21 protein-coding genes are annotated in these 18,228 nt (G+C 63.6%); 10 read left to right on the top strand and 11 right to left on the bottom strand.

The genetic code is table 11. The features are described 5' to 3' along the window. Positions 1-16 precede the first annotated feature (16 nt). Positions 17-568 carry a glutathione peroxidase gene (locus ACYCAX_RS12135; protein WP_015478309.1) on the top strand — a complete coding sequence of 184 codons (552 nt, stop codon included), beginning with the start codon at positions 17-19 and terminating at the stop codon, positions 566-568. A 275-nt stretch (positions 569-843) separates the two neighbouring features. Next, complete coding sequence (locus ACYCAX_RS12130) at positions 844-1,782, top strand: DUF2167 domain-containing protein (RefSeq protein WP_460248115.1); 939 nt, start codon at positions 844-846, stop codon at positions 1,780-1,782. A 218-nt stretch (positions 1,783-2,000) separates the two neighbouring features. Here the strand turns inward: ACYCAX_RS12130 and ACYCAX_RS12125 are convergent, their stop codons facing one another. Genes ACYCAX_RS12125 through purM form a run of 3 tightly spaced genes read right to left on the bottom strand, consistent with a single transcriptional unit; the run spans position 2,001 to position 4,439 of the window. Beyond that, on the bottom strand, positions 2,001-2,717 hold the full coding sequence (locus ACYCAX_RS12125) for a DUF3108 domain-containing protein (protein ID WP_015478307.1): 717 nt from the start codon (positions 2,715-2,717) through the stop codon (positions 2,001-2,003). Positions 2,718-2,727: 10 nt separating this feature from the next. Then, entirely contained in the window at positions 2,728-3,378 is a 651-nt protein-coding gene (gene purN / locus ACYCAX_RS12120) for a phosphoribosylglycinamide formyltransferase (RefSeq protein ID WP_015478306.1), read from the bottom strand. After that, positions 3,378-4,439 carry a phosphoribosylformylglycinamidine cyclo-ligase gene (gene purM / locus ACYCAX_RS12115; RefSeq protein ID WP_460248114.1) on the bottom strand — a complete coding sequence of 354 codons (1,062 nt, stop codon included), beginning with the start codon at positions 4,437-4,439 and terminating at the stop codon, positions 3,378-3,380. The genes purN and purM overlap by 1 nt, the downstream gene beginning before the upstream one ends. 214 nt (positions 4,440-4,653) lie before the next feature. Here purM and ACYCAX_RS12110 point away from each other — a divergent pair, with 214 nt between their 5' ends. Together ACYCAX_RS12110 and hda are read left to right on the top strand one after the other, a co-directional pair. Next, a complete protein-coding gene (locus ACYCAX_RS12110; RefSeq protein WP_460248113.1) occupies positions 4,654-5,697 on the top strand; it encodes a DUF2066 domain-containing protein in 1,044 nt (347 codons plus the stop codon). A gap of 157 nt (positions 5,698-5,854) precedes the next feature. Continuing rightward, entirely contained in the window at positions 5,855-6,559 is a 705-nt protein-coding gene (gene hda, locus ACYCAX_RS12105; protein ID WP_015478303.1) for a DnaA regulatory inactivator Hda, read from the top strand. Positions 6,560-6,583: 24 nt separating this feature from the next. Here hda and ACYCAX_RS12100 read toward each other — a convergent pair whose 3' ends face one another. From ACYCAX_RS12100 to arsC, 3 genes are read right to left on the bottom strand one after another with little or no spacing between them, the layout of a single operon-like run. Continuing rightward, entirely contained in the window at positions 6,584-7,033 is a 450-nt protein-coding gene (locus tag ACYCAX_RS12100; RefSeq protein ID WP_015478302.1) for a DUF2069 domain-containing protein, read from the bottom strand. Continuing rightward, the gene (wrbA, locus tag ACYCAX_RS12095; RefSeq protein ID WP_294981325.1) at positions 7,034-7,630 is read right to left on the bottom strand and encodes an NAD(P)H:quinone oxidoreductase; all 597 of its coding nucleotides are present in this window, start codon (positions 7,628-7,630) and stop codon (positions 7,034-7,036) included. It lies immediately after the preceding gene. Next, positions 7,627-7,980, bottom strand: coding sequence for an arsenate reductase (glutaredoxin) (arsC, locus tag ACYCAX_RS12090; RefSeq protein WP_294981328.1), 354 nt, complete (start codon positions 7,978-7,980; stop codon positions 7,627-7,629). The genes wrbA and arsC overlap by 4 nt, the downstream gene beginning before the upstream one ends. A 124-nt stretch (positions 7,981-8,104) precedes the next feature. Between arsC and ACYCAX_RS12085 the strand changes: the two genes are divergently transcribed. Together ACYCAX_RS12085 and ACYCAX_RS12080 are read left to right on the top strand one after the other, a co-directional pair. Beyond that, on the top strand, positions 8,105-9,334 hold the full coding sequence (locus ACYCAX_RS12085) for a YihY family inner membrane protein (protein WP_460248112.1): 1,230 nt from the start codon (positions 8,105-8,107) through the stop codon (positions 9,332-9,334). A gap of 157 nt (positions 9,335-9,491) precedes the next feature. Continuing rightward, positions 9,492-9,695 carry a hypothetical protein gene (locus ACYCAX_RS12080; RefSeq protein WP_460248111.1) on the top strand — a complete coding sequence of 68 codons (204 nt, stop codon included), beginning with the start codon at positions 9,492-9,494 and terminating at the stop codon, positions 9,693-9,695. 5 nt (positions 9,696-9,700) lie between these two features. On the opposite strand, the gene ACYCAX_RS12075 is transcribed toward ACYCAX_RS12080, so the two are convergent. Both ACYCAX_RS12075 and ACYCAX_RS12070 read right to left on the bottom strand, forming a co-directional pair. Next, on the bottom strand, positions 9,701-10,096 hold the full coding sequence (locus ACYCAX_RS12075) for a hypothetical protein (RefSeq protein ID WP_015478297.1): 396 nt from the start codon (positions 10,094-10,096) through the stop codon (positions 9,701-9,703). Positions 10,097-10,278: 182 nt separating this feature from the next. Further along, complete coding sequence (locus tag ACYCAX_RS12070) at positions 10,279-11,688, bottom strand: PilZ domain-containing protein (protein ID WP_460248110.1); 1,410 nt, start codon at positions 11,686-11,688, stop codon at positions 10,279-10,281. A 30-nt stretch (positions 11,689-11,718) separates the two neighbouring features. On the opposite strand from ACYCAX_RS12070, the gene ACYCAX_RS12065 reads away from it, so the two are divergent. Next, entirely contained in the window at positions 11,719-12,189 is a 471-nt protein-coding gene (locus ACYCAX_RS12065) for a TlpA disulfide reductase family protein (RefSeq protein ID WP_015478295.1), read from the top strand. After that, positions 12,189-12,464 carry an acylphosphatase gene (locus tag ACYCAX_RS12060; protein WP_294977534.1) on the top strand — a complete coding sequence of 92 codons (276 nt, stop codon included), beginning with the start codon at positions 12,189-12,191 and terminating at the stop codon, positions 12,462-12,464. The genes ACYCAX_RS12065 and ACYCAX_RS12060 overlap by 1 nt, the downstream gene beginning before the upstream one ends. A 13-nt stretch (positions 12,465-12,477) precedes the next feature. Here ACYCAX_RS12060 and ACYCAX_RS12055 read toward each other — a convergent pair whose 3' ends face one another. Together ACYCAX_RS12055 and ACYCAX_RS12050 are read right to left on the bottom strand one after the other, a co-directional pair. Then, on the bottom strand, positions 12,478-13,437 hold the full coding sequence (locus tag ACYCAX_RS12055) for a hypothetical protein (RefSeq protein ID WP_294977535.1): 960 nt from the start codon (positions 13,435-13,437) through the stop codon (positions 12,478-12,480). Between the two features lie 8 nt (positions 13,438-13,445). Continuing rightward, complete coding sequence (locus ACYCAX_RS12050) at positions 13,446-15,161, bottom strand: proline--tRNA ligase (RefSeq protein ID WP_015478292.1); 1,716 nt, start codon at positions 15,159-15,161, stop codon at positions 13,446-13,448. 111 nt (positions 15,162-15,272) lie between these two features. Here ACYCAX_RS12050 and ACYCAX_RS12045 point away from each other — a divergent pair, with 111 nt between their 5' ends. Further along, positions 15,273-15,680, top strand: a complete 408-nt coding sequence (locus tag ACYCAX_RS12045) for a PaaI family thioesterase (protein WP_086009616.1) — start codon at positions 15,273-15,275, stop codon at positions 15,678-15,680. A gap of 83 nt (positions 15,681-15,763) precedes the next feature. Here ACYCAX_RS12045 and ACYCAX_RS12040 read toward each other — a convergent pair whose 3' ends face one another. Continuing rightward, positions 15,764-17,077, bottom strand: coding sequence for an OprD family porin (locus ACYCAX_RS12040; RefSeq protein WP_015478290.1), 1,314 nt, complete (start codon positions 17,075-17,077; stop codon positions 15,764-15,766). 723 nt (positions 17,078-17,800) lie between these two features. Between ACYCAX_RS12040 and ACYCAX_RS12035 the strand changes: the two genes are divergently transcribed. Continuing rightward, on the top strand, positions 17,801-18,226 hold the full coding sequence (locus ACYCAX_RS12035) for an HIT family protein (RefSeq protein ID WP_015478289.1): 426 nt from the start codon (positions 17,801-17,803) through the stop codon (positions 18,224-18,226). The last annotated feature ends 2 nt before the right edge of the window (positions 18,227-18,228 follow it).

The following is an 18,228-nucleotide window of genomic DNA, read 5'->3' as shown; positions in this document are numbered from 1 at the left end:
TTCGAGGATCACTGCCATGCGTCTCTCTCTGCTCGCCCTGACCCTGCTGTTGCCCTTTGCCGCCCAGGCCGCCGAGTGTCCGGCGCTGCTCAAGACTCAGGGTGAATTGCCCAAGCTGCGTTCCAAGGACGTGCTCGACCTCTGCGAGCTGTATGCCGGCAAGCCGCTGGTGGTGGTGAACACCGCCAGCCACTGTGGCTTCACGCCGCAGTTCAAGGGGCTCGAGGCGGTCTACCAGAAGTACAAGGGGCAGGGCCTGGAAGTACTCGGCGTGCCCTCCGACGACTTCAAGCAGGAAGACGCCGACGCCGCCGAGACCGCGAAGATCTGCTACGGCAATTACGGTGTGACCTTCAACATGACCTCGGTGCAGCACGTCAGCGGCGACGAGGCGATCCCCCTGTTCAAGGACCTCGCGCAGCAGGCTGACCAGGTGCCGCGCTGGAACTTCTTCAAGTACGTAGTGGATCGCCAGGGCAAGGTGGTGGCGGAGTTTTCCAGCCTGACCAAGCCAGATGATCCCGAGCTGCAGGCGGCCATCGAGAAAGCTATCGCCAGCCAGCCCTGAATCAACGGCTTTTTGTAGGAGCGAGCTTGCTCGCGAACGCATGGCACTGGCGCGGCCGGCAAACGGGTTCGCGAGCAAGCTCGCTCCTACAATGAATCCTGTCGGAGACAGATCATGAAACCACCAGCCGGGCCGGTGCCCGGCTTTTTTGTGCAGCGCATCGGGCGGAAGTGAAATTTCCTGTTACAGGTTCAGCGCTGGAGTGCGACAATTCGCGCCCGGCGGCTCAGCAATTGGCCGCCGATGTCATGGATATGATTCAGGAGATTCACCCTATGGATGGCAAAGCCCTCTTCCTCGTTGCCTTGCTCGCGCAGGCTGCCGCCGCGCCCGCGTTTGCCGCACCCGCCACTTCCAGTTCCAGCGAAGCCCCCGCCGCTGCGGCCGCCACAGCCCCCGCCGCCGAGTCGGACGAGGAAATGTCGCCCGAGACCTTCGTCGCCAGCCTGCACTTCCAGAAGGGCAAGGTGGTGGTCGGTGACAACCTCGCCACCTTCGACCTGCCGGACAGTTTCGTCTTCCTCGACGGCAAGGATGCCGAGCGTGTGCTGGAGGCCTGGGGCAACCCGCCCAGCTCCGAGCCGCCATTGGGCATGTTGATGCCAGCGGGCGTCTCACCCTTCGCCGCCGAGTCCTGGGCGGTGACCGTGCAGTATGAGGAGAGCGGTTACGTGTCCGACGAGGACGCGGCGAAGATCGACTACGCCGAGATGCTCAAGGACATGCAGAACGATCTCAAGGAAGCCAACCCGCAGCGCGAGCAGCAGGGCTTCGAGGCGATCCAACTGATCGGCTGGGCCGCGCCGCCGCGTTATGACGCCGCCGAGAAGAAACTGTACTGGGCCAAGGAGCTGCAGTTCGGCGACGCCAAGGAGCACACGCTGAACTACAACATCCGCGTGCTGGGCCGCAAAGGGGTGCTGGTGCTGAACTTCGTGGCCGGTATGGAGCAACTGCCGGAGATCGAGAAGAATGTCGACAAGGTGCTGGCCATGACCGAATTCAATCCGGGCAGCCGCTATGTCGACTTCAACCCCAGCGTCGACAAGGTCGCGGCCTATGGCCTGGGCGCGCTGATTGCCGGCAAGGTGGCGGCCAAGGTCGGCCTGTTCGCCACCGCGCTGGTGCTGCTGAAGAAGCTGTGGATCATCCCGACGCTGGCCATCGGCTGGATCCTCCGCCGCTTCAAGCGCAAGCCCCCCACCGAGGGCTGATTCGCAGGCATGGCTTCAAGGCAAAGAAAAGCCGGGCAATGCCCGGCTTTTTTGCTCTTGGTAGGAGCGAGCTTGCTCGCGAACAGAACTCCAGGCGACGCCGGCGCCAAGTGGTTCGCGAGCAAGCTCGCTCCTACAAAAACACTGCGACACCTGGTCCGGTCACGCACGATAGAAAAAGCCGGGCATTTGCCCGGCTTTTTCATGCTGCTGAAGGATCAGCCTTTCTCGCCCTGGACGGTCTTGCCGTTCACGCTGCCTTCCTTGAGCATGATCTGGTATTCCTTGCCGTCGGACTCCTGTTGATACAGGCGGACCAGCAGGTAATCCCAGTCCTTGGCGAACCAGAGGACGGTCTTGCGGTTGCTCTTGGTAGGGTCGCGCACGCGCTCCACCTTGATGGCGGTGATCAGGCCGGCCTGGGTGCGGACCTTCTCCTCGCCCAGCACGCGGAAATCGTAGGTATCGGTGTCGGTACCCTCGATCACCTGGTAGCTCATGGCCTTCTTGCCGACAGCCACATCATGCTGCAGCGCGAGCTGGTAGGTCGACTTGTCCAGCTGTCCCTTGTTCAGCGGCTGGCGCACCTGGTCGCCACGGTCGCTGCCCAGTACCTGCTTCTCGGCCCAGTCGAAATCGAGCTCGGTCTGCTTGTTCTTGCCCAGGCCTTCGCGGGCCCAGCGGTAGGTCAGCGGCAGGTAGGTGTCGTTCTCGACCTTGAACGTACTGGTCTCGGTGAGACTGGCGAGCAGCATGGACGCCTTGAAATCCAACTCCCAACGGCCGCCGTCGCCTTGCTTGAGGCTGCGGGAGGCGGTCCCGCTGATCGGCATCTGTTTCCAGTCGGCGGTGTAGCTGGCCTCGAACGGCTGCAGCTCGAAAGCCTGGGCCGGCAAGGTCAGTACAGCCATCAGGAACAGCAGGGCTCTACGCATCACGAATCTCCTAGGTTCGGTACGAATAGCCGGAGGCGGGCAGAAGCTCCCCATCCAGCATGGCGCCTTGCTCGCCCAGGCACAAACGGCCTTCGGCGAACCAGTGCATGGCCAGCGGATAGATCAAGTGCTCCTGCACGTGAACGCGCTGCGCCAGCGTTTCCGGCGTGTCGTCAGACTGTACCGGGATTGTCGCCTGTACGACCAGTGGTCCACCGTCAAGTTCCTCCGTGACGAAGTGCACGCTGCAGCCATGTTCGGCGTCGCCGGCTTCCAGCGCGCGCTGATGAGTGTGCAGGCCCTTGTACTTGGGCAGCAGGGACGGATGGATGTTCAGCAGGCGGCCGTGATAGTGACGCACGAAGCCGGGGCTGAGGATGCGCATGAAGCCGGCGAGCAGCACCAGGTCAGGGCTGAAGCCATCGATGGCCTGGATCAGCGCGGCATCGAAGCTTTCACGGTCGGCATAGGCCTTGTGGTCGAGGAAGCAGGTCTCGATGCCGGCCTTGCGCGAGCGCTCCAGACCGTAGGCGTCCGCGCGGTTGGACACCACCGCGCGGATCGCTGCCGCCGACGGGGCGTCGGCGAGGCTGTCGATCAGGGCTTGCAGGTTGCTGCCGGAGCCGGAAATCAGCACCACGACATTGCAAGGTGTGGACATCAGTGGCCTTTCAGGTTGTTCAGGACCACGCGCTCGGCGTCGGCGGCGCAGGCTTCGATGCTGCCGATGACCCACGGCTGCTCGCCGGCGTCACGCAGGGCTTTCAGGGAAGCCTCGACCTGGTCCTGGGCAACACAGATGACCATGCCCACGCCGCAGTTCAGCACGCGGTGCATCTCGGTCTCGTCGACGTTGCCTTTTTCCTGCAGCCAGTCGAAGACCGCCGGGCGTTGCCAACTGGCCACGTCGATCACGGCCTGGGCGTTGTCCGGCAGGACGCGCGGGATGTTGTCGAGCAGGCCGCCACCGGTGATGTGGGCCATCGCCTTCACCGCGCCGGTCTGCTTGATCAGTTGCAGCAGGGGCTTCACGTAGATTCGGGTCGGGGCCATCAGCAGGTCGGCCAGGGGCTGGCCGTTGAGCTGGGTGGACTCGATGTCGGCGCCGGAGACTTCGATGATCTTGCGGATCAGCGAGTAGCCGTTGGAGTGCGGGCCGGAGGAGGGCAGGGCGATCAGGGCGTCGCCGGAGACCACTTTCGAGCCGTCGATGATTTCCGATTTTTCCACCACGCCGACGCAGAAGCCGGCCAGGTCGTAGTCTTCGCCTTCGTACATGCCGGGCATCTCGGCGGTTTCGCCACCAACCAGGGAGCAGCCGGCCAGCTCGCAACCGGCGCCGATGCCGGTGACCACGGTGGCGGCCACGTCGACGTTGAGCTTGCCGGTGGCGTAGTAGTCGAGGAAGAACAGCGGCTCGGCGCCGCACACGACCAGATCGTTGACGCACATGGCGACCAGGTCCTGGCCGATGCTGTCGTGCTTGTTCAGGTTCAGCGCCAGGCGCAGCTTGGTGCCGACGCCGTCGGTGCCGGAGACCAGCACGGGTTGCTTGTAGCCGGCCGGGATTTCGCACAGAGCGCCAAAGCCACCCAGGCCGCCCATGACTTCCGGACGCGCGGTGCGCTTGGCGACGCCTTTGATGCGTTCGACCAGGGCTTCGCCGGCGTCGATGTCCACACCTGCGTCCTTGTAGCTCAACGAGGGTTGCTTGTTGCTCATAAATCCAGGCCTATAGATAGGGATGATTCGTCTTGCCGCCGGGCGCGCCGTTCGCGCTTCCCGGCCTGCGCGGGAGGCGCGGGATTTTATCAGGCTTGCCCGGCAGCGGCCATCTCGTGCTGTTGCCGCTGGCCGGACGGCTGTTTAAGGTATAGGCCTTCCTTGCCGGCTCGTTGGATGCCGGCATCTTCGTTTTCCTCCGCGAGAGCCCGCCATGCGTCTGACTGCCCGCCTGTTGATCCTCTGCCTGTCGCTGCTCAGCCTGCCATCCTTCGCTGAAACGCTTGGCAATCTTTACCAGGTGCACGAGCCGGTGGCTTCCCAGCAGCCGGACGAGCGCAACGCCGGCCTGACCCGCGCCCTGCAGACCCTGGTGCAACGCCTGACCGGCGACACCCGCGGCCTGCAAAGCCCCGCGCTGGCGGGCTATTTCAAGGACCCGCAGCAACTGATCAGCCAGTACGGCTACGAGAACGGTCCGCCGCTGGCGCTGGTGGTGGACTTCGATCCGACAGCCACCGACAACGCGCTGCGCCAGGCCGGCCTGCCTGTCTGGGGTGCCAGCCGTCCGTCCGTACTGGCCTGGTGGCTGAATGAAAGCACCGATGATGGCAGCAGCCTGGTGGGTGACAGCCAGGAAGCCGCTGCGCCGCTGAACCGTGCCGCTCAACGCCGCGGCCTGCCGCTGCGCCTGCCGATGGCTGACCTCAGCGAGCAGCAGGTCGGCACTGCCGAGAACCTCAACGCCGTCCAGCCTGACGCGCTGAACGCTGCCTCCGAGCGCTACGGCGCCGATGCCTTGCTGGCGGTGGACGCCAAGGAAGCCGACGGCAAGTGGACCGCCACCTGGCGCGTATGGATGGGCGATAGCCGCGAACAGGGCCAGGCCCAGGGCGATACTCCGGACGCGCTGGCCGATGCGGTGATGCTCGGTGTGTCGCAACGTCTGTCGCAGCGTTTCGTCGGTTCGGCAGGATCGGCTTCGGCCCAGGTCCTGCAGATCGAGGGCGCCGATCTGGCTCGCTACGCCGAGGTGTCGCGTCTGCTCGAGCCTATGGGCGCCAAGCTGGTGCTGGTGCAGGGCGGCAAGCTGGTCTACAACGTGACCGCCAGCCCCGAGCAATTGCGCGCGCAACTGGCGCTGGCCCGTCTGCAGGAAGCCCCCGCCGAACCGACCCCGCCAGCGGTGGATGCCAATGACCAGCCGGTGCCGAACCCCGCCGTACCGCGCCAGAACATCCTGCGTTTCCACTGGTGATTTCTGCGGATAACGCCATGCCCCGGGAGCGGACAAAGTCCCGTTGCGGGGCATGGCCGCTCTGATCCGTACCGGGGAGCTGCGTTATCCTTCTGATTTGGATAAACTTTCAGTCACCAAGGCTCACCCTAAGCGATTGAAGAAACGCTCGGCCCGCATGACTCCTATGCAGCTCCCCCTAAGCGTACGCCTGCGCGATGACGCAACGTTCGCCAACTACTACCCCGGTGCCAATGCCGCGGCGCTGGGCTATGTCGAGCGCCTGTGCGAACCGGAAGCGGGTTGGACGGAGAGCCTGATCTATCTCTGGGGCGCCGAAGGCGTGGGCCGCAGCCACTTGTTGCAGGCCGCCTGCATCCGTTCCGAACAGCTCGGCGAGCCGTCCGTCTACCTGCCGATGGCGGATCTGGTGCCCTACGGCCCGGAAATCTTCGACAACCTCGAACAACGCGAGCTGGTGTGCCTGGACGACCTCGATGCCCTGGCCGGCAAGCGTGAGTGGGAAGAAGGGCTGTTCCACCTGTTCAATCGTCTGCGCGATTCCGGCCGCAAGCTGCTGCTGTCGGCGTCGGTGTCGCCACGCGAGCTGGGGGTGAAGCTGCCGGACCTGAAATCCCGCCTGACCCTCTCGCTGATTTTCCAGCTGCACCTGCTGAGCGACGAAGAAAAGCTGCGTGCCCTGCAACTGCGCGCCTCTCGTCGCGGCCTGCACCTGACCGACGAAGTGGGGCGCTTCATCCTCACCCGCGGCGCGCGCAGCATGCAGTTCCTCTTCGACCTGCTGGACGAGCTGGACAAGGCGTCGCTGCAGGCCCAGCGCAAGCTGACCATTCCCTTCCTCAAGGAAACCATGGGCTGGTAAGCCCAGGTTTCCTCCGGCGGTTGCTCAGGCGCTCGTCGCTTCCTGCTGTGTTTCCTCGCCTTCGCCGGCCCGCTTGCGGTCGTACTGGAAGCGCCAGCGGGTGTACAGCAAGGCCGAGCAGAACAGCCCGACGCTGAGGATGATCTCGGCCCAGCCGAAGATGGCGTGGGCGGGATCGAAGGCGTTGAGCACACCGAGGATGAAGTACAGATTGATCACGTAGCAGGCCCAGGCGTGGCCGCGCGCGCTGCCGATCAGCAGGCCCGGCGCGACCACCAGCAGCGGCAGCAGCTTGAAGCCGAGGAAGACCCACGGTACCCAGTGCGCGCCACCGTGGGCGTCGGCGAACAGCACATCCCAGATGACGATGAGCAGAATCAGGCCGATGAAGCTGCCGAGGGCAATGGCCCGGCTGGCGGCCAGCCGGGGCTTGAGCCAGTCCATCGACGGCAGCGGTTTGTTCTTGCGGGCCATTCAGCTCTCCAGTTTGCGGGCGACTTCGGCCAGGCGCTTGCCCAACGCGCGGCACAGGGTGATTTCGTGATCATCGAGGCTGCGCTTGCCATCCGCGCCGGCGAAATGGCTGGCGCCGTAGGGGGTGCCGCCGCCTCGGGTTTCCAGCAGGGCCGGCTCGCTGTAGGGGATGCCGGTGACGATCATGCCGTGGTGCAACAGCGGCAGCAGCATCGACAACTGGGTGGTTTCCTGGCCGCCGTGCAGGCTGGCGGTGGAAGTGAAGACCGCCGCCGGCTTGCCCACCAGGCCGCCGGTCAGCCAGAGGCTGCTGGTGCCGTCGAGAAAGTACTTGAGTGGTGCGGCCATGTTGCCGAAGCGCGTCGGGCTGCCCAGCACCAGGCCAGCGCAGTCCTTCAGGTCGTCCAGGGTGGCGTAGAGCGCACCTTCGGCCGGGATGTCCGGGGCTACCGCTTCGCATTCGGTGGAGACGGCGGGCACCGTGCGCACGCGGGCTTCCAGGCCGCCCTGTTCCACGCCACGGGCGATCTGTCGTGCCATTTCCGCGGTGGCGCCGTGGCGGCTGTAGTACAGGACCAGGATATAGGGTGTGTTCAAGACAGGATCTCCAGCACCTTCTCCGGCGGGCGGCCGATCACCGCCTTGTCGCCGACGATCAGGATCGGTCGCTCGATCAGCTTGGGATGGCTGGCCATCGCCTCGATCAGTTGCTCGTCGCTGAGCGCCGGATTGGCCAGGTCGAGGGTCTTGTACTCGTCCTCGCCGGTGCGCAGCAGCTGGCGCGCGCCGATGCCCAGCTTGCCGAGCAGCGCCTTGAGTTCAGCCGCGCTGGGCGGGGTTTCCAGGTAGCGGATGATCTCCGCCTGGATACCGCGTTCTTCCAGCAGTTCGAGGGCGCCGCGGGATTTCGAGCAGCGGGGATTGTGGAACAGGGAAATCTGGCTCATGTGCCGGGACTCGCAAGGCCGATGAAGTGGCGGCTATTCTAACCGCCTCCTCGGATCGGACTGAACCGCTGTCGTGCGGCGCGATCTACGAGGACGGTTTTTCTGTGCAGCCAAAGGACAATTCATGCACGAACGCTTGCGGGGCCTGGTCGAGTTCGGCCGCTATCTGGCCCAGCGCTTCCTCGCCGACAAGGCGCCGAACAGTGCGGCGGCCTTGACCTATACCACGTTGTTCGCTGTCGTCCCGATGATGACCGTGACCTTCGCCATGCTCTCGGCCGTGCCGGCGTTCGAGGGGATGGGGGAGCGCATCCAGTTGTTCGTGTTCCGCAACTTCGTACCCTCCACCGGCGAAGCGGTTGAGGCCTATCTGCGCAACTTCACCGTGCAGGCGCGGCATCTGACCTGGCTGGGCGTGGCCTTCCTGGCGGTGACCGCGTTCACCATGCTGGTGACCATCGAGAAGGCCTTCAACGCCATCTGGCGGGTGCGCCAGCCGCGCCGGGGCGTCGCGCGCTTCCTGCTGTACTGGGCGATCCTCAGCCTGGGGCCGCTGCTGCTGGGGACGGGCTTCGCGGTGTCGACCTACATTACCTCGCTGTCGCTGCTGTCCGGCCCTCACGCCCTGCCGGGGGCGGCGATGCTGCTGAAGTTCATGCCGCTGCTGTTCAGCGTCGCGGCCTTCACCCTGGTCTACGCGGCGGTACCCAATGCGCGGGTGCCTTTCCTTCACGCGCTGGCCGGTGGTGTCTTTACCGCGATCCTGTTCGAGGCGGCCAAGTCGCTGTTCGGCCTCTATGTCAGCTTCTTCCCCGGCTACAAGCTGATCTATGGCGCCTTCGCCACGGTGCCGTTGTTCCTGTTGTGGATCTACCTGTCCTGGCTGATCGTGCTGTTCGGCGCGGAGCTGGTCTGCAATCTGTCCTCGACCCGGCTGTGGCGGCGCCGCGCGCTGCCGCGCCTGCTGGTGATCATGGGGGTGCTGCGGGTGTTCTTCGATCGCCAGCGGCACGGCGTGCCGACCCGGCTGGAGCATCTGCACCGTGCGGGCTGGCTGTTGCCGGAAGACGAGTGGGAGGAGATTCTCGATTTTCTGGAAGGCGAGCAGCTGGTTTGCCGTGTCGGCGCAACCAGCGCGTCCTGGGTGCTGTGCCGCGACCTGGGCAGCTACCGCCTGCATCACCTGCTCAACCGCAGCCCCTGGCCGCTGCCGTGTCTCGACGCCTTGCCGGCGGAACTGGACGAGCCCTGGTACCCCGCCTTGCGGGAAACCCTGGAGCGTTATCAGACGGAGCGGCAGGCACTTTTCGGCGCCAGCCTCGCAGAATGGTTGAAGCCGTCACATTCTGAGTGACGTAAAACGTCAGTTTCGGGCGATTCTGATGCTTCGGAGATTTCGTATTTAGTGTAGGGCGCGCCAGTCATGGCTATCTCTGGATTGGCACGCTTCTGGCTATAGCTCTGACAGGACAATGATGTTCTGTAGAAGTTCCTTCAAGGCCAGCGAATCCATGAACAACGACCAGAAAAAAGTAGTACACCTGCATCAGCGCGATCCTCAGAGTGCGCTGGAGAGGCTGAATAGAATCACTGGTCTGCAGTTCAGCAGTTGGCCGGAGTCCCTGCTGCCCGTGGCGCAGGGCGAGGCGAGCGGCGTGTCGCCACAGGCCGAGCCGGAACTCGAGGCGGCTGCCCAGGTACGTCAGCTGGGCTGATCAGATCAGAGGCTGGTGGCAATCGGGCGTGCGGTGCTTTCCTGCGGCTCGACGGCCTGGACGAACAGTTCCTCGACCACCAGGCGCGACAGGCCGATGGCTGCCCGCAATCTCACCTGCATGTCCTCGATACGCTGGCGGAACGGCAGTCGGGCGATGCCTGACAGCAGGATGCGGCTCTGCGCATTCACCGTGCCGTGATCGACGGCCACTTCCCGAACCTGTTCGCCATCCCGATAGATGACCACCAGTGTCACCGGCAACTCCGCCACACCGGGCAGTTGCAGCCAGGCGGCGATGTTGTAGTCGCTCAGGCGGCCGCCACTGGCCGAGTTGGCGACACGCGCGCTGCTGACGATGTGGCTGGGAACCTTGCTGACAAGCTGGTCGGTGGGCTGCATCTGGCAATCCTGTCGAAAGTGGGAGGCGTGCGTGGCGCCTGCCGCATAGTGGGGCTGCCGAGAGGCGGCTGGAGGAAAGGCTTCTAGTCGGCTCGGACTAACGTTCCGAATTATAGGTAGGTAATTTCCGACAAACCGGGCCTATTGCCGATCTTGGCTGTGACTTGTCTCGCAAATCAGCTTCAGACCAGGCGCAGCGGGTGCCGGGAGACGAGGGGCGTACTCAGGTTGGCGGTCGGCAACGGCAGGATGGTCTGGTTGTCGAAACTGGCCAGTTGCAGCCAGAGGTTTTCTCCTTCCACGAAATGTCCCTGGGGTAGCCACAGGCCGTGGTACCAGCCGTTGCCGGGCTCCGGGGTGCTCTGCAGCACGCCGGGGTGACGCTGGGCGTCAGGTGCGCGACGCAGCCAGACGGGCCGGGGAAGCCCTTTCAGGTAGCGCAGGCCCAGGTGCAGTCCGTCGTTGTTGAGGTGCCGCCAGCGCACCACGGCCAGGGTTGGCGTGCCGTTGTTGTTGAGGATCAGCAGCAATTGGCCGACCGGGAACTGGTTGGCACGATTGCCGGCACAGTTGATGCGGGCGCCCCCGGCGCTGACGTCCAGTATCCCGGCATCGCAACCGCCTTCGGTATCGGGGCTGAGCAGGTGCTGCTGGATGGCGCCAAGCCCCACGATCAGCCGGCAGGTGCCGGTCTGCTCGGTACGCTCGTGTCGACGCGGATGATGCCCCAGCCAGTGATGGCGGACGCGCTCCAGCAGGATGTCCTGGTCGATCTTGCGCAAGGGCGCGGGGTCGTGGAGGGCGATCAGCAGGGCGCCCAGCTCCAGGCGGCGCAGTTGCTCGGGCGGCACTTCGCCGATCTGCTCGTGACCGATGCAGGGCAGGTCGGCGCCCAGGTCGACCAGGTAGCCTTCCTGCTCCTCATCGTCCCAGACATGCAATCGGCCAAGGGCGGCGAGGGGAGCGAGAGCGCTGAACAGCTGCGGGGCTTCGCCTTCGGTCAGGTGGAAGGGGTTGCTCAGGGCGACCAGCAGTATCTGCTGGTAGAGGCCGCGCAGGGTGCCGGCAGGAGTGGGGTCGAAGGCGGCCGCCACCGGCTCGTCGAGACACTCCTGGTGCTCGCCGACCCAGTACAGCAGGTGGCTGTCGCGCCAGAGCACGCCGGGCGGTTGCTGGTACTGCTGGTAGTGGCGCAGCAGCGCCTGGGCGAGGAAATGCTGGGCCATGTACAGGCACCAGGCCAGGTGCGGCCGCGACGGTTTGCGGCCGTGCAGAATCTGCAGCAGCAGGCGCTTGAAGCCTGCCGCCAGCTCGGTGCAGAAGTGCACGAACAGTGTCGGTGGCGCCTTTTCGTGGCGAATCAGCTGCGAATAGTGGCGATATTCTTCGGTCAGGCTTTGCAGGGCGCGTTGCCTTTCCAGTAAGGTCAGCGCACATCGGTTGAGGCGGAACAGTGTACCCAGGGTCTTCTGTAGTCCTTCCAGCAGGGAATGGCGTCGGGATTCCTGAAGCACTGCCGCCAGATTGCTCGTTGCATCGGAATCCTCTTCGAGGATATCCGGCACCTCCAGACGCAAGGCATCGAGCGTCATGAACGCCCCGCATACACGAGGACTGAAGGCATGGGAGTGCGGCTCCGTATTGTGATGGGACTGGTCGCCGGCCTGCTCCTGGCCGGTTGTTCGGCTGACTATGGCAGCGATCAGCATGGACAGAAAGTAACCGCTGCGAGCATGGATGGCCAGTGGCTAGTCATTAATTATTGGGCCGAATGGTGCGCGCCGTGCCGAAAGGAAATTCCCGAGCTGAACCAGCTTGCCAAAGGGGGCGCGGAACAGGGTTTCCGGGTGCTGGGCGTGAATTTCGACGGGCTGCGCGATACCGATCTGGCCAAGTCTGCCCAGGCGCTGGGAATCGCCTACACGGTGCTGGCGGATGACCCCTCGCCGCGATACAGCCTGCCACGCAGCGAAGCGCTGCCTGTCACCTACATCGTCGACCCTGACGGCAAGTTGCGCGAGCAGTTGCTCGGCGAGCAGACCGCCGCCGGCCTGCAGGCGCGCCTGGCTGCTCTGCGGGAGGAGAAACGCTGATGGCCAGGATCTGTCTGCACGGCTATGTGAGTGGCAAGGTACAGGGCGTGTACTACCGCCAGAGCACGCAGGAACAGGCCGAACGCCTGGACATCGATGGCTGGGTGCGCAACCTGGACGACGGTCGAGTGGAGGTGCTGCTCGAGGGCGAAGAGGGCGCCGTGCGCGAGCTGGAGAAATGGCTGGCCCGCGGGCCGGTCAAGGCAAAGGTGGCGGCGGTGGAGCTGGCGCCGATGACGCCCCAGGGCATCACCGGCTTCATCGTGCGCCGCTGAGCACGGTCTGGCGTCAGTTGCTGGCCGCACCAGGGTCCGCGGCCAGGCGGCCGGCATCGGTCATCAGGCTGTGCAGGAATTCCTTCTGCAACTCCGGATCGTTGCGGGTCAGCTCGATCAGGCTCTGCTCCAGCTCGCTGGCTTCCTCTTCCAGGCCAAGCTCGGAAAGACGCTTCACGCGGTGCACCCAGTGGCGCACATCATCCGCTTCCAGGTCGTCGTAGATCAGCCGGTGGGCTTCCTGCAGCTTGCCGCGAAGCGAGCGGCTGACCTGCAGGCTGGCGTCGGCGCGGGTATCGTCCGAGGGATCCTGCACGCTGAACTGCAGGCGGCCGATGCGGCTGACCTCTTCATCGCTGAAGGGGCCTTCCAGCAGGTTCAGGCGCAGCACGCCATGACGGTCGGTCAGCAGTTCCTGGGAGTTCTTGCCGGCGGTGACGGTCACCGGGCGTTCCGCCCAGGGCAGGCTCGAGTACTCCGTGCGCTTGTCGCGCTGGTGTTCTTCGATGGTTGCCAGGTTCTGCTCGGCGCGACCGTTGGATTGTACGTTCATGAATGGGTTCATGCCGTCGATGCCATAGCGGATCCAGCCACGGGTGACGCTCTCCGGCAGGTTGCCGAGGGCGAACACGTTGACCACATTGGCGCCGATGCCGGCGACGAAGGCCACGACGCCCAGCGGCATTTCGTAGGACTTGCGCCAGCCCTGGTAGGGCGTGTAGCGGTCGTAGCGCCGGGTGACCTCGAATTCGGTAACCTCGAAGGTCTTCTGCTCCTGCACGCGAATGCGACGCTGCGGCAGTTCCAGGGTGCCTGGCGTGCCCACGTCGATCTGCAGGCTGTGGTCGAGCAGTTTGCGCTCGACTCGCTCTTCATGTTCGCTGCGTTGCGGCAGCTGGTTGGCGCAGCCGCTCAGCAGGAGGCTGCCGCACAAGGCGGCAGCCGCGAGGCTGGAGGTACTTCGGGGGAACATCGCTCTGCTCAGTTGCGGATCTTGGCCGTGATGAAGGCTTGCAGGTCGGACAGGGCGACAGGCTGCGACTCGGCGTCACGGCGGCCCTTGTACTCCAGGGTGCCTTCGTCCAGGCCGCGCTCGCTGACGACGATGCGGTGCGGGATACCGATCAGCTCCATGTCGGCGAACTTCACGCCGGGGCTGGTCTTCTTGTCGCGGTCGTCCAGCAGCACTTCGAAGCCGGCGGCGGTGAGGTCCGCGTAGAGCTTGTCGGTGGCGGCGCGCACGGCCTCGTTCTCGTACTTCATCGGCACGATGGCGATCTGGAAGGGCGCCAGGGCGGCCGGCCAGAGGATGCCGCGGTCGTCGTAGTTCTGCTCGATGGCGGCGGCGACCACGCGGGATACGCCGATGCCGTAGCAACCCATGATCAGGGTGACCGGCTTGCCGCTCTCGCCCAGTACAGAGAGCTTCATGGCTTCGCTGTACTTGGTGCCGAGCTGGAAGATGTGGCCGACTTCGATGCCGCGACGGATCACCAGGGTGCCCTTGCCATCCGGGCTCGGGTCGCCTTCGACGACGTTACGCAGGTCGGCGATTTCCGGTACCGGCAGGTCGCGTTCCCAGTTCACGCCGAAGTAGTGCTTGTCGTCGACGTTGGCGCCGGCGGAGAAGTCGCTCATCAGCGCGACGGAGCGGTCGATGATGCAGGGCAGCGGCAGGTTCAGCGGGCCGAGGGAGCCGGGGGCGGCGCCGATGGCGGCCTTGATGTCCGCCTCGCTGGCCATCTGCAGCGGGCTTGCCACCAGCGGATGGTTGCCGGCCTTGATCTCGTTGAGTTCGTGGTCGCCACGGACGATCAGGGCAATCAGCTTGCCTTCTTCGGCAGCATGCACCACCAGGGTCTTGATGGTCTTCTCGATGGGCAGGCCGAACTTCTCCACCAGGGCGGCGATGGTCTTGGTTTCGGGAGTGTCGACCAGGCGCAGCTCTTCGCTGGCCGCGCCGCGAGCGGTTTCGCGCGGCAGGGCCTCGGCTTTCTCGATATTGGCGGCGTAGTCGGTGGATTCGCCGAAGACGATATCGTCCTCGCCGGAGCCGGCCAGCACGTGGAACTCGTGGGAGCCGCTGCCGCCGATGGAGCCGTTGTCGGCCTGCACGGCACGGAAGTCCAGGCCCAGGCGGGTGAAGATCTTGCTGTACGCGCCGTACATGACGTCGTAGGTCGCCTGCAACGAGTCCTGGCTGGTATGGAAGGAGTAGGAGTCCTTCATGATGAACTCGCGGCCGCGCATCAGGCCGAAGCGCGGACGGATTTCGTCACGGAACTTGGTCTGGATCTGATACATGTTGATCGGCAACTGCTTGTAGCTGTTCAGCTCGTTGCGCGCCAGATCGGTAATCACTTCCTCGTGGGTCGGGCCGACGCAGAAGTCGCGGTCATGGCGATCCTTCAGGCGCAGCAGCTCGGGGCCGTACTGCTGCCAGCGGCCGGATTCCTGCCACAGTTCGGCGGGCTGGATGGCGGGCATCAGTACTTCCAGGGCGCCAGCGGCGTTCATTTCCTCGCGAACGATGGTCTCCACCTTGCGCAGTACCCGCAGACCCATTGGCAGCCAGGTGTAGAGGCCGGACGCCAGCTTGCGGATCATGCCGGCGCGCAGCATCAGCTGATGGCTGATGACGACCGCATCGGAAGGGGTTTCTTTCAGAGTGGAAAGCAGGTACTGACTGGTACGCATCGTTGGCCGTTATGTCGGTTGCGAAGAGGGATATAGGTTGGGCATTGTACGGTGCAGGTCTGGCTGCGTACAGGGCGCGGCGGGCAGAGACGGAGGAGCAAGGTGAGTCGACTGAATGCAGCGCAGGTGCAGACGTTCATCCGGGCTGGATTGCCGATGGCGGATGACATGGATTTTCGTATCGATGCGCTGGAGGGGCGTAGCGCGTATGCGCGGATTCCGTTCCACGGCAAGCTGGTTCGCCCCGGTGGAACGGTTTCCGGCCCGACCATCATGGCGCTGGCGGATGCGGCGATGTATGCAGTGATTCTGGCTCAGTTGGACAACGTCGAGATGGCGGTTACTTCCAACCTCAATATCAACTTTCTCAGCAAGCCGAAGCCGGAAGATCTTCTGGCGGAAGCAAAGATATTGAAGCTGGGGCGTCGTCAGGTGGTTTGCGAAGTGGCTGTCTTCTCGGTCAGTAATCCGCAGGAGTTGGTTGCCCATGTAACGGGCACATATGTATTGCCCATGTAACGGATACGTTCGAAATTGTAGGTAAGTTGCAATAAAAAACCCGGCCGAAGCCGGGTTTTTTATTGTTTGCAGTTCGCTCTGTATTACAGGACGGACAGCGGGTAGTCGACGATCAGGCGGAACTCGTCGACCTTGCCACCGGTGCTGTCGTCGCCACGGTGCCAGGCTTGGCGGATACGGAAGGACAGGTCCTTGGCCGGGCCGCTCTGCAGTACGTACTTGGCCTCGACGTTGGTCTCGCGCTCGCTGTCGTCATTGCCGTAGGCGCCTTCGTAGGCAGTGCCGTCAGCGTGGGAGCCGTCGATATCCTTACCGCTGATGTAACGAGTCATGAAGCTCAGGCCGGGAACACCGTACTCAGTCATGTCCAGGTCGTAACGGCCTTGCCAGGATTTTTCGCCTGGGCCGTTGAAGTCGGAGTATTGAATCGAGTTGGCGAGGAAGATCGAGTCGCCGCCACCGTTGTTGTCACCGATACCGATGTAGTCGAACGGAGTATCGCCGTTGACGTCCTGGTAGGCCAGGGTGAAGGTGTGCGCGCTGATGGTGTAGGCGGCAGCCAGCGAGAAGGTGTTGTTGCTGATGTCACCCAGCTTGGCATCACCCGAATCGCGGGTGTTGTAGTAGTTGAAGTCGAAGCCCAGCGATTGGTTGTCTGCGATCGGCAGGGTGTAGTTCAGGTTGGCGTAGTACTGGTCCCAGAGATCTTCGACCTGGGCGCCGTACAGCGATGCGCTGAACTGATCGTTGAACTGGTATCTGCCGCCTACGAAGTCGGCGGAATCGGCAGTCTCGCCACCATATTGCGCCCAGATCTCGCCGTCGCGGTTGGTGGTGTCATAGTTGGTGCCAGAGTAGTAGTGACCGCCTTCCAGATCCAGGCCTTCGATTTCGCTGCTCATCAGGGCGATACCGCTGGCAGTCTGCGGCAGCAGGCGGGTGCCGCCTACGGCGAATACCGGAGCGGTGGGCTGCATGTCGCCGATTTTCAGTTCGGTCTTGGAGATACGGACCTTGAGGGCTGCCCCAGCCTTGCCGTAGTCGTCAGCCTTGTCGCCGTCGTCGTGGAGTGGCAGGTTGCCGGTCTTGCCGTAGCCGCTGCCGCCGTCAAGTTTCAAACCGAGGTAGCCGAAGGCATCGACGCCGAAGCCGACGGTGCCTTGAGTGAAACCGGAGTTGTAGTTGGCCAGGAAGCCTTGGCTCCAGTCGCGGGCGTCGGTAGCGCCACCGGTATTGCTACGGTTGAAGTAGTAGTTGCGAACCAGGAAGTTCAGGCTGCTGTCTTCGACAAAGCCCTTGGATTCAGCCTGATTGCCTACGAAGGGCTCGGCCATTGCCAGTTGCGTGGTGCCTGCAGAAACCGCCAGGGCGATGGCGCTCCACTTCATCACTTTCATTGTGATTGCTCCTTTGGTTTTGAAATTATCTGCCATCACAGTGCCGCGGTGACGGCTCATTCTTTTTGTCGGCGCTAACTTATAGCACGCGTGTTGTCTTGGCGATAGTTGCCCAATTAATCACGCGAAAACTTTACGGGGCTGTCGCAAACCTGCATGAACTATGTCGCATTCAGGTAGATTCGATGTTGCAAAAAGAGATTGCTCCCCCTGGTTTGCGGCATGTTGTTGGTTGCGTCAGCCGGCGTGGTTCGATTCTCCATTGACCACTTCCGGATTCCGTACGTCGCGCTGCCTGTGGGGCAGTGTAGCGGCCATATCCTTGCCCCCCGTCCATTGGCCAGCAAAAAACGTGCACAAATGTTCCGTTATTGCTTCGCATCTCCGGATGTGCGGCGCGATGATGCATTTCACGGGTTCCTTTGTGGTTTTGCAATAAAGGGAGAATAGCGGCGCCTCTTTCAGGGCGGTGCCGTATCGGCTGGTTTAACGATTTTTCTATGCATTTCGGTGTTCTTGTCCGAGGGATCAGTTCCGCTGGCCTGCCGTCGGAATCAGCTCGGCATGCATTGCGCACGCTCCTGGGGCCTTGTGGAGGATGCCCGCTCCGGGGAAGTGCAGTGCGCGGTCGTATTCGCTGGCGGGGCGCTCTAGTATCCTTCGCGCCCTTCGCCCCGGTGGGGCTAGTCTTATCAATGCGTTCGTCGAACAGGAGATGTGGTTATGTTCGTCCTGGATTCCCGTCTCGAGCAGGACACCGTCCCGGTGGGGGATTTTCCGTTGAGCAGTCTGCTGCTGATGAATGACTCGCAGTATCCGTGGTTCATCCTGGTGCCCCGGCGCGAGGACGTCAGCGAACTGTTCCAGCTCGATCCCGATGATCAGCAGCAGCTCTGGAGGGAGGCTACGCAACTGGCGGAAACCCTCAAGGACACTTTCAGCGCCGACAAGATGAACGTTGCCAATCTTGGAAACGTTGTCAGTCAGTTGCATGTGCATGTGATCGTGCGGCGCCGCAATGATGCAGCCTGGCCGGGGCCGGTCTGGGGGCGTCATCCGGCGGTACCTTACGGTGTCGAAGAGCTTGCCCGCCTGCGTGAGAAACTGCGCATGGTGTTGGGCGATGAGTTCCGTTTCGTGCAGGAGTGAGT

The sequence above is a fragment of the Pseudomonas sp. MT3 genome (assembly GCF_054720805.1).
Note: the sequence above shows the minus strand (reverse complement) of the source record. Positions and strands in the feature narration are given on the sequence as shown.

Excerpts from the sequence above, each read along its gene's own strand:
- ACYCAX_RS12135 (WP_015478309.1), top strand. The coding sequence starts at position 17 with ATGCGTCTCTCTCTGCTCGCCCTGACCCTGCTGTTGCCCTTTGCCGCC.
- ACYCAX_RS12130 (WP_460248115.1), top strand. The coding sequence starts at position 844 with ATGGATGGCAAAGCCCTCTTCCTCGTTGCCTTGCTCGCGCAGGCTGCC.
- ACYCAX_RS12125 (WP_015478307.1), bottom strand. The coding sequence starts at position 2,717 with ATGCGTAGAGCCCTGCTGTTCCTGATGGCTGTACTGACCTTGCCGGCC.
- purN (WP_015478306.1), bottom strand. The coding sequence starts at position 3,378 with ATGTCCACACCTTGCAATGTCGTGGTGCTGATTTCCGGCTCCGGCAGC.
- purM (WP_460248114.1), bottom strand. The coding sequence starts at position 4,439 with ATGAGCAACAAGCAACCCTCGTTGAGCTACAAGGACGCAGGTGTGGAC.
- ACYCAX_RS12110 (WP_460248113.1), top strand. The coding sequence starts at position 4,654 with ATGCGTCTGACTGCCCGCCTGTTGATCCTCTGCCTGTCGCTGCTCAGC.
- hda (WP_015478303.1), top strand. The coding sequence starts at position 5,855 with ATGACTCCTATGCAGCTCCCCCTAAGCGTACGCCTGCGCGATGACGCA.
- ACYCAX_RS12100 (WP_015478302.1), bottom strand. The coding sequence starts at position 7,033 with ATGGCCCGCAAGAACAAACCGCTGCCGTCGATGGACTGGCTCAAGCCC.
- arsC (WP_294981328.1), bottom strand. The coding sequence starts at position 7,980 with ATGAGCCAGATTTCCCTGTTCCACAATCCCCGCTGCTCGAAATCCCGC.
- ACYCAX_RS12085 (WP_460248112.1), top strand. The coding sequence starts at position 8,105 with ATGCACGAACGCTTGCGGGGCCTGGTCGAGTTCGGCCGCTATCTGGCC.
- ACYCAX_RS12080 (WP_460248111.1), top strand. The coding sequence starts at position 9,492 with ATGAACAACGACCAGAAAAAAGTAGTACACCTGCATCAGCGCGATCCT.
- ACYCAX_RS12075 (WP_015478297.1), bottom strand. The coding sequence starts at position 10,096 with ATGCAGCCCACCGACCAGCTTGTCAGCAAGGTTCCCAGCCACATCGTC.
- ACYCAX_RS12070 (WP_460248110.1), bottom strand. The coding sequence starts at position 11,688 with ATGACGCTCGATGCCTTGCGTCTGGAGGTGCCGGATATCCTCGAAGAG.
- ACYCAX_RS12065 (WP_015478295.1), top strand. The coding sequence starts at position 11,719 with ATGGGAGTGCGGCTCCGTATTGTGATGGGACTGGTCGCCGGCCTGCTC.
- ACYCAX_RS12060 (WP_294977534.1), top strand. The coding sequence starts at position 12,189 with ATGGCCAGGATCTGTCTGCACGGCTATGTGAGTGGCAAGGTACAGGGC.
- ACYCAX_RS12055 (WP_294977535.1), bottom strand. The coding sequence starts at position 13,437 with ATGTTCCCCCGAAGTACCTCCAGCCTCGCGGCTGCCGCCTTGTGCGGC.
- ACYCAX_RS12050 (WP_015478292.1), bottom strand. The coding sequence starts at position 15,161 with ATGCGTACCAGTCAGTACCTGCTTTCCACTCTGAAAGAAACCCCTTCC.
- ACYCAX_RS12040 (WP_015478290.1), bottom strand. The coding sequence starts at position 17,077 with ATGAAAGTGATGAAGTGGAGCGCCATCGCCCTGGCGGTTTCTGCAGGC.
- ACYCAX_RS12035 (WP_015478289.1), top strand. The coding sequence starts at position 17,801 with ATGTTCGTCCTGGATTCCCGTCTCGAGCAGGACACCGTCCCGGTGGGG.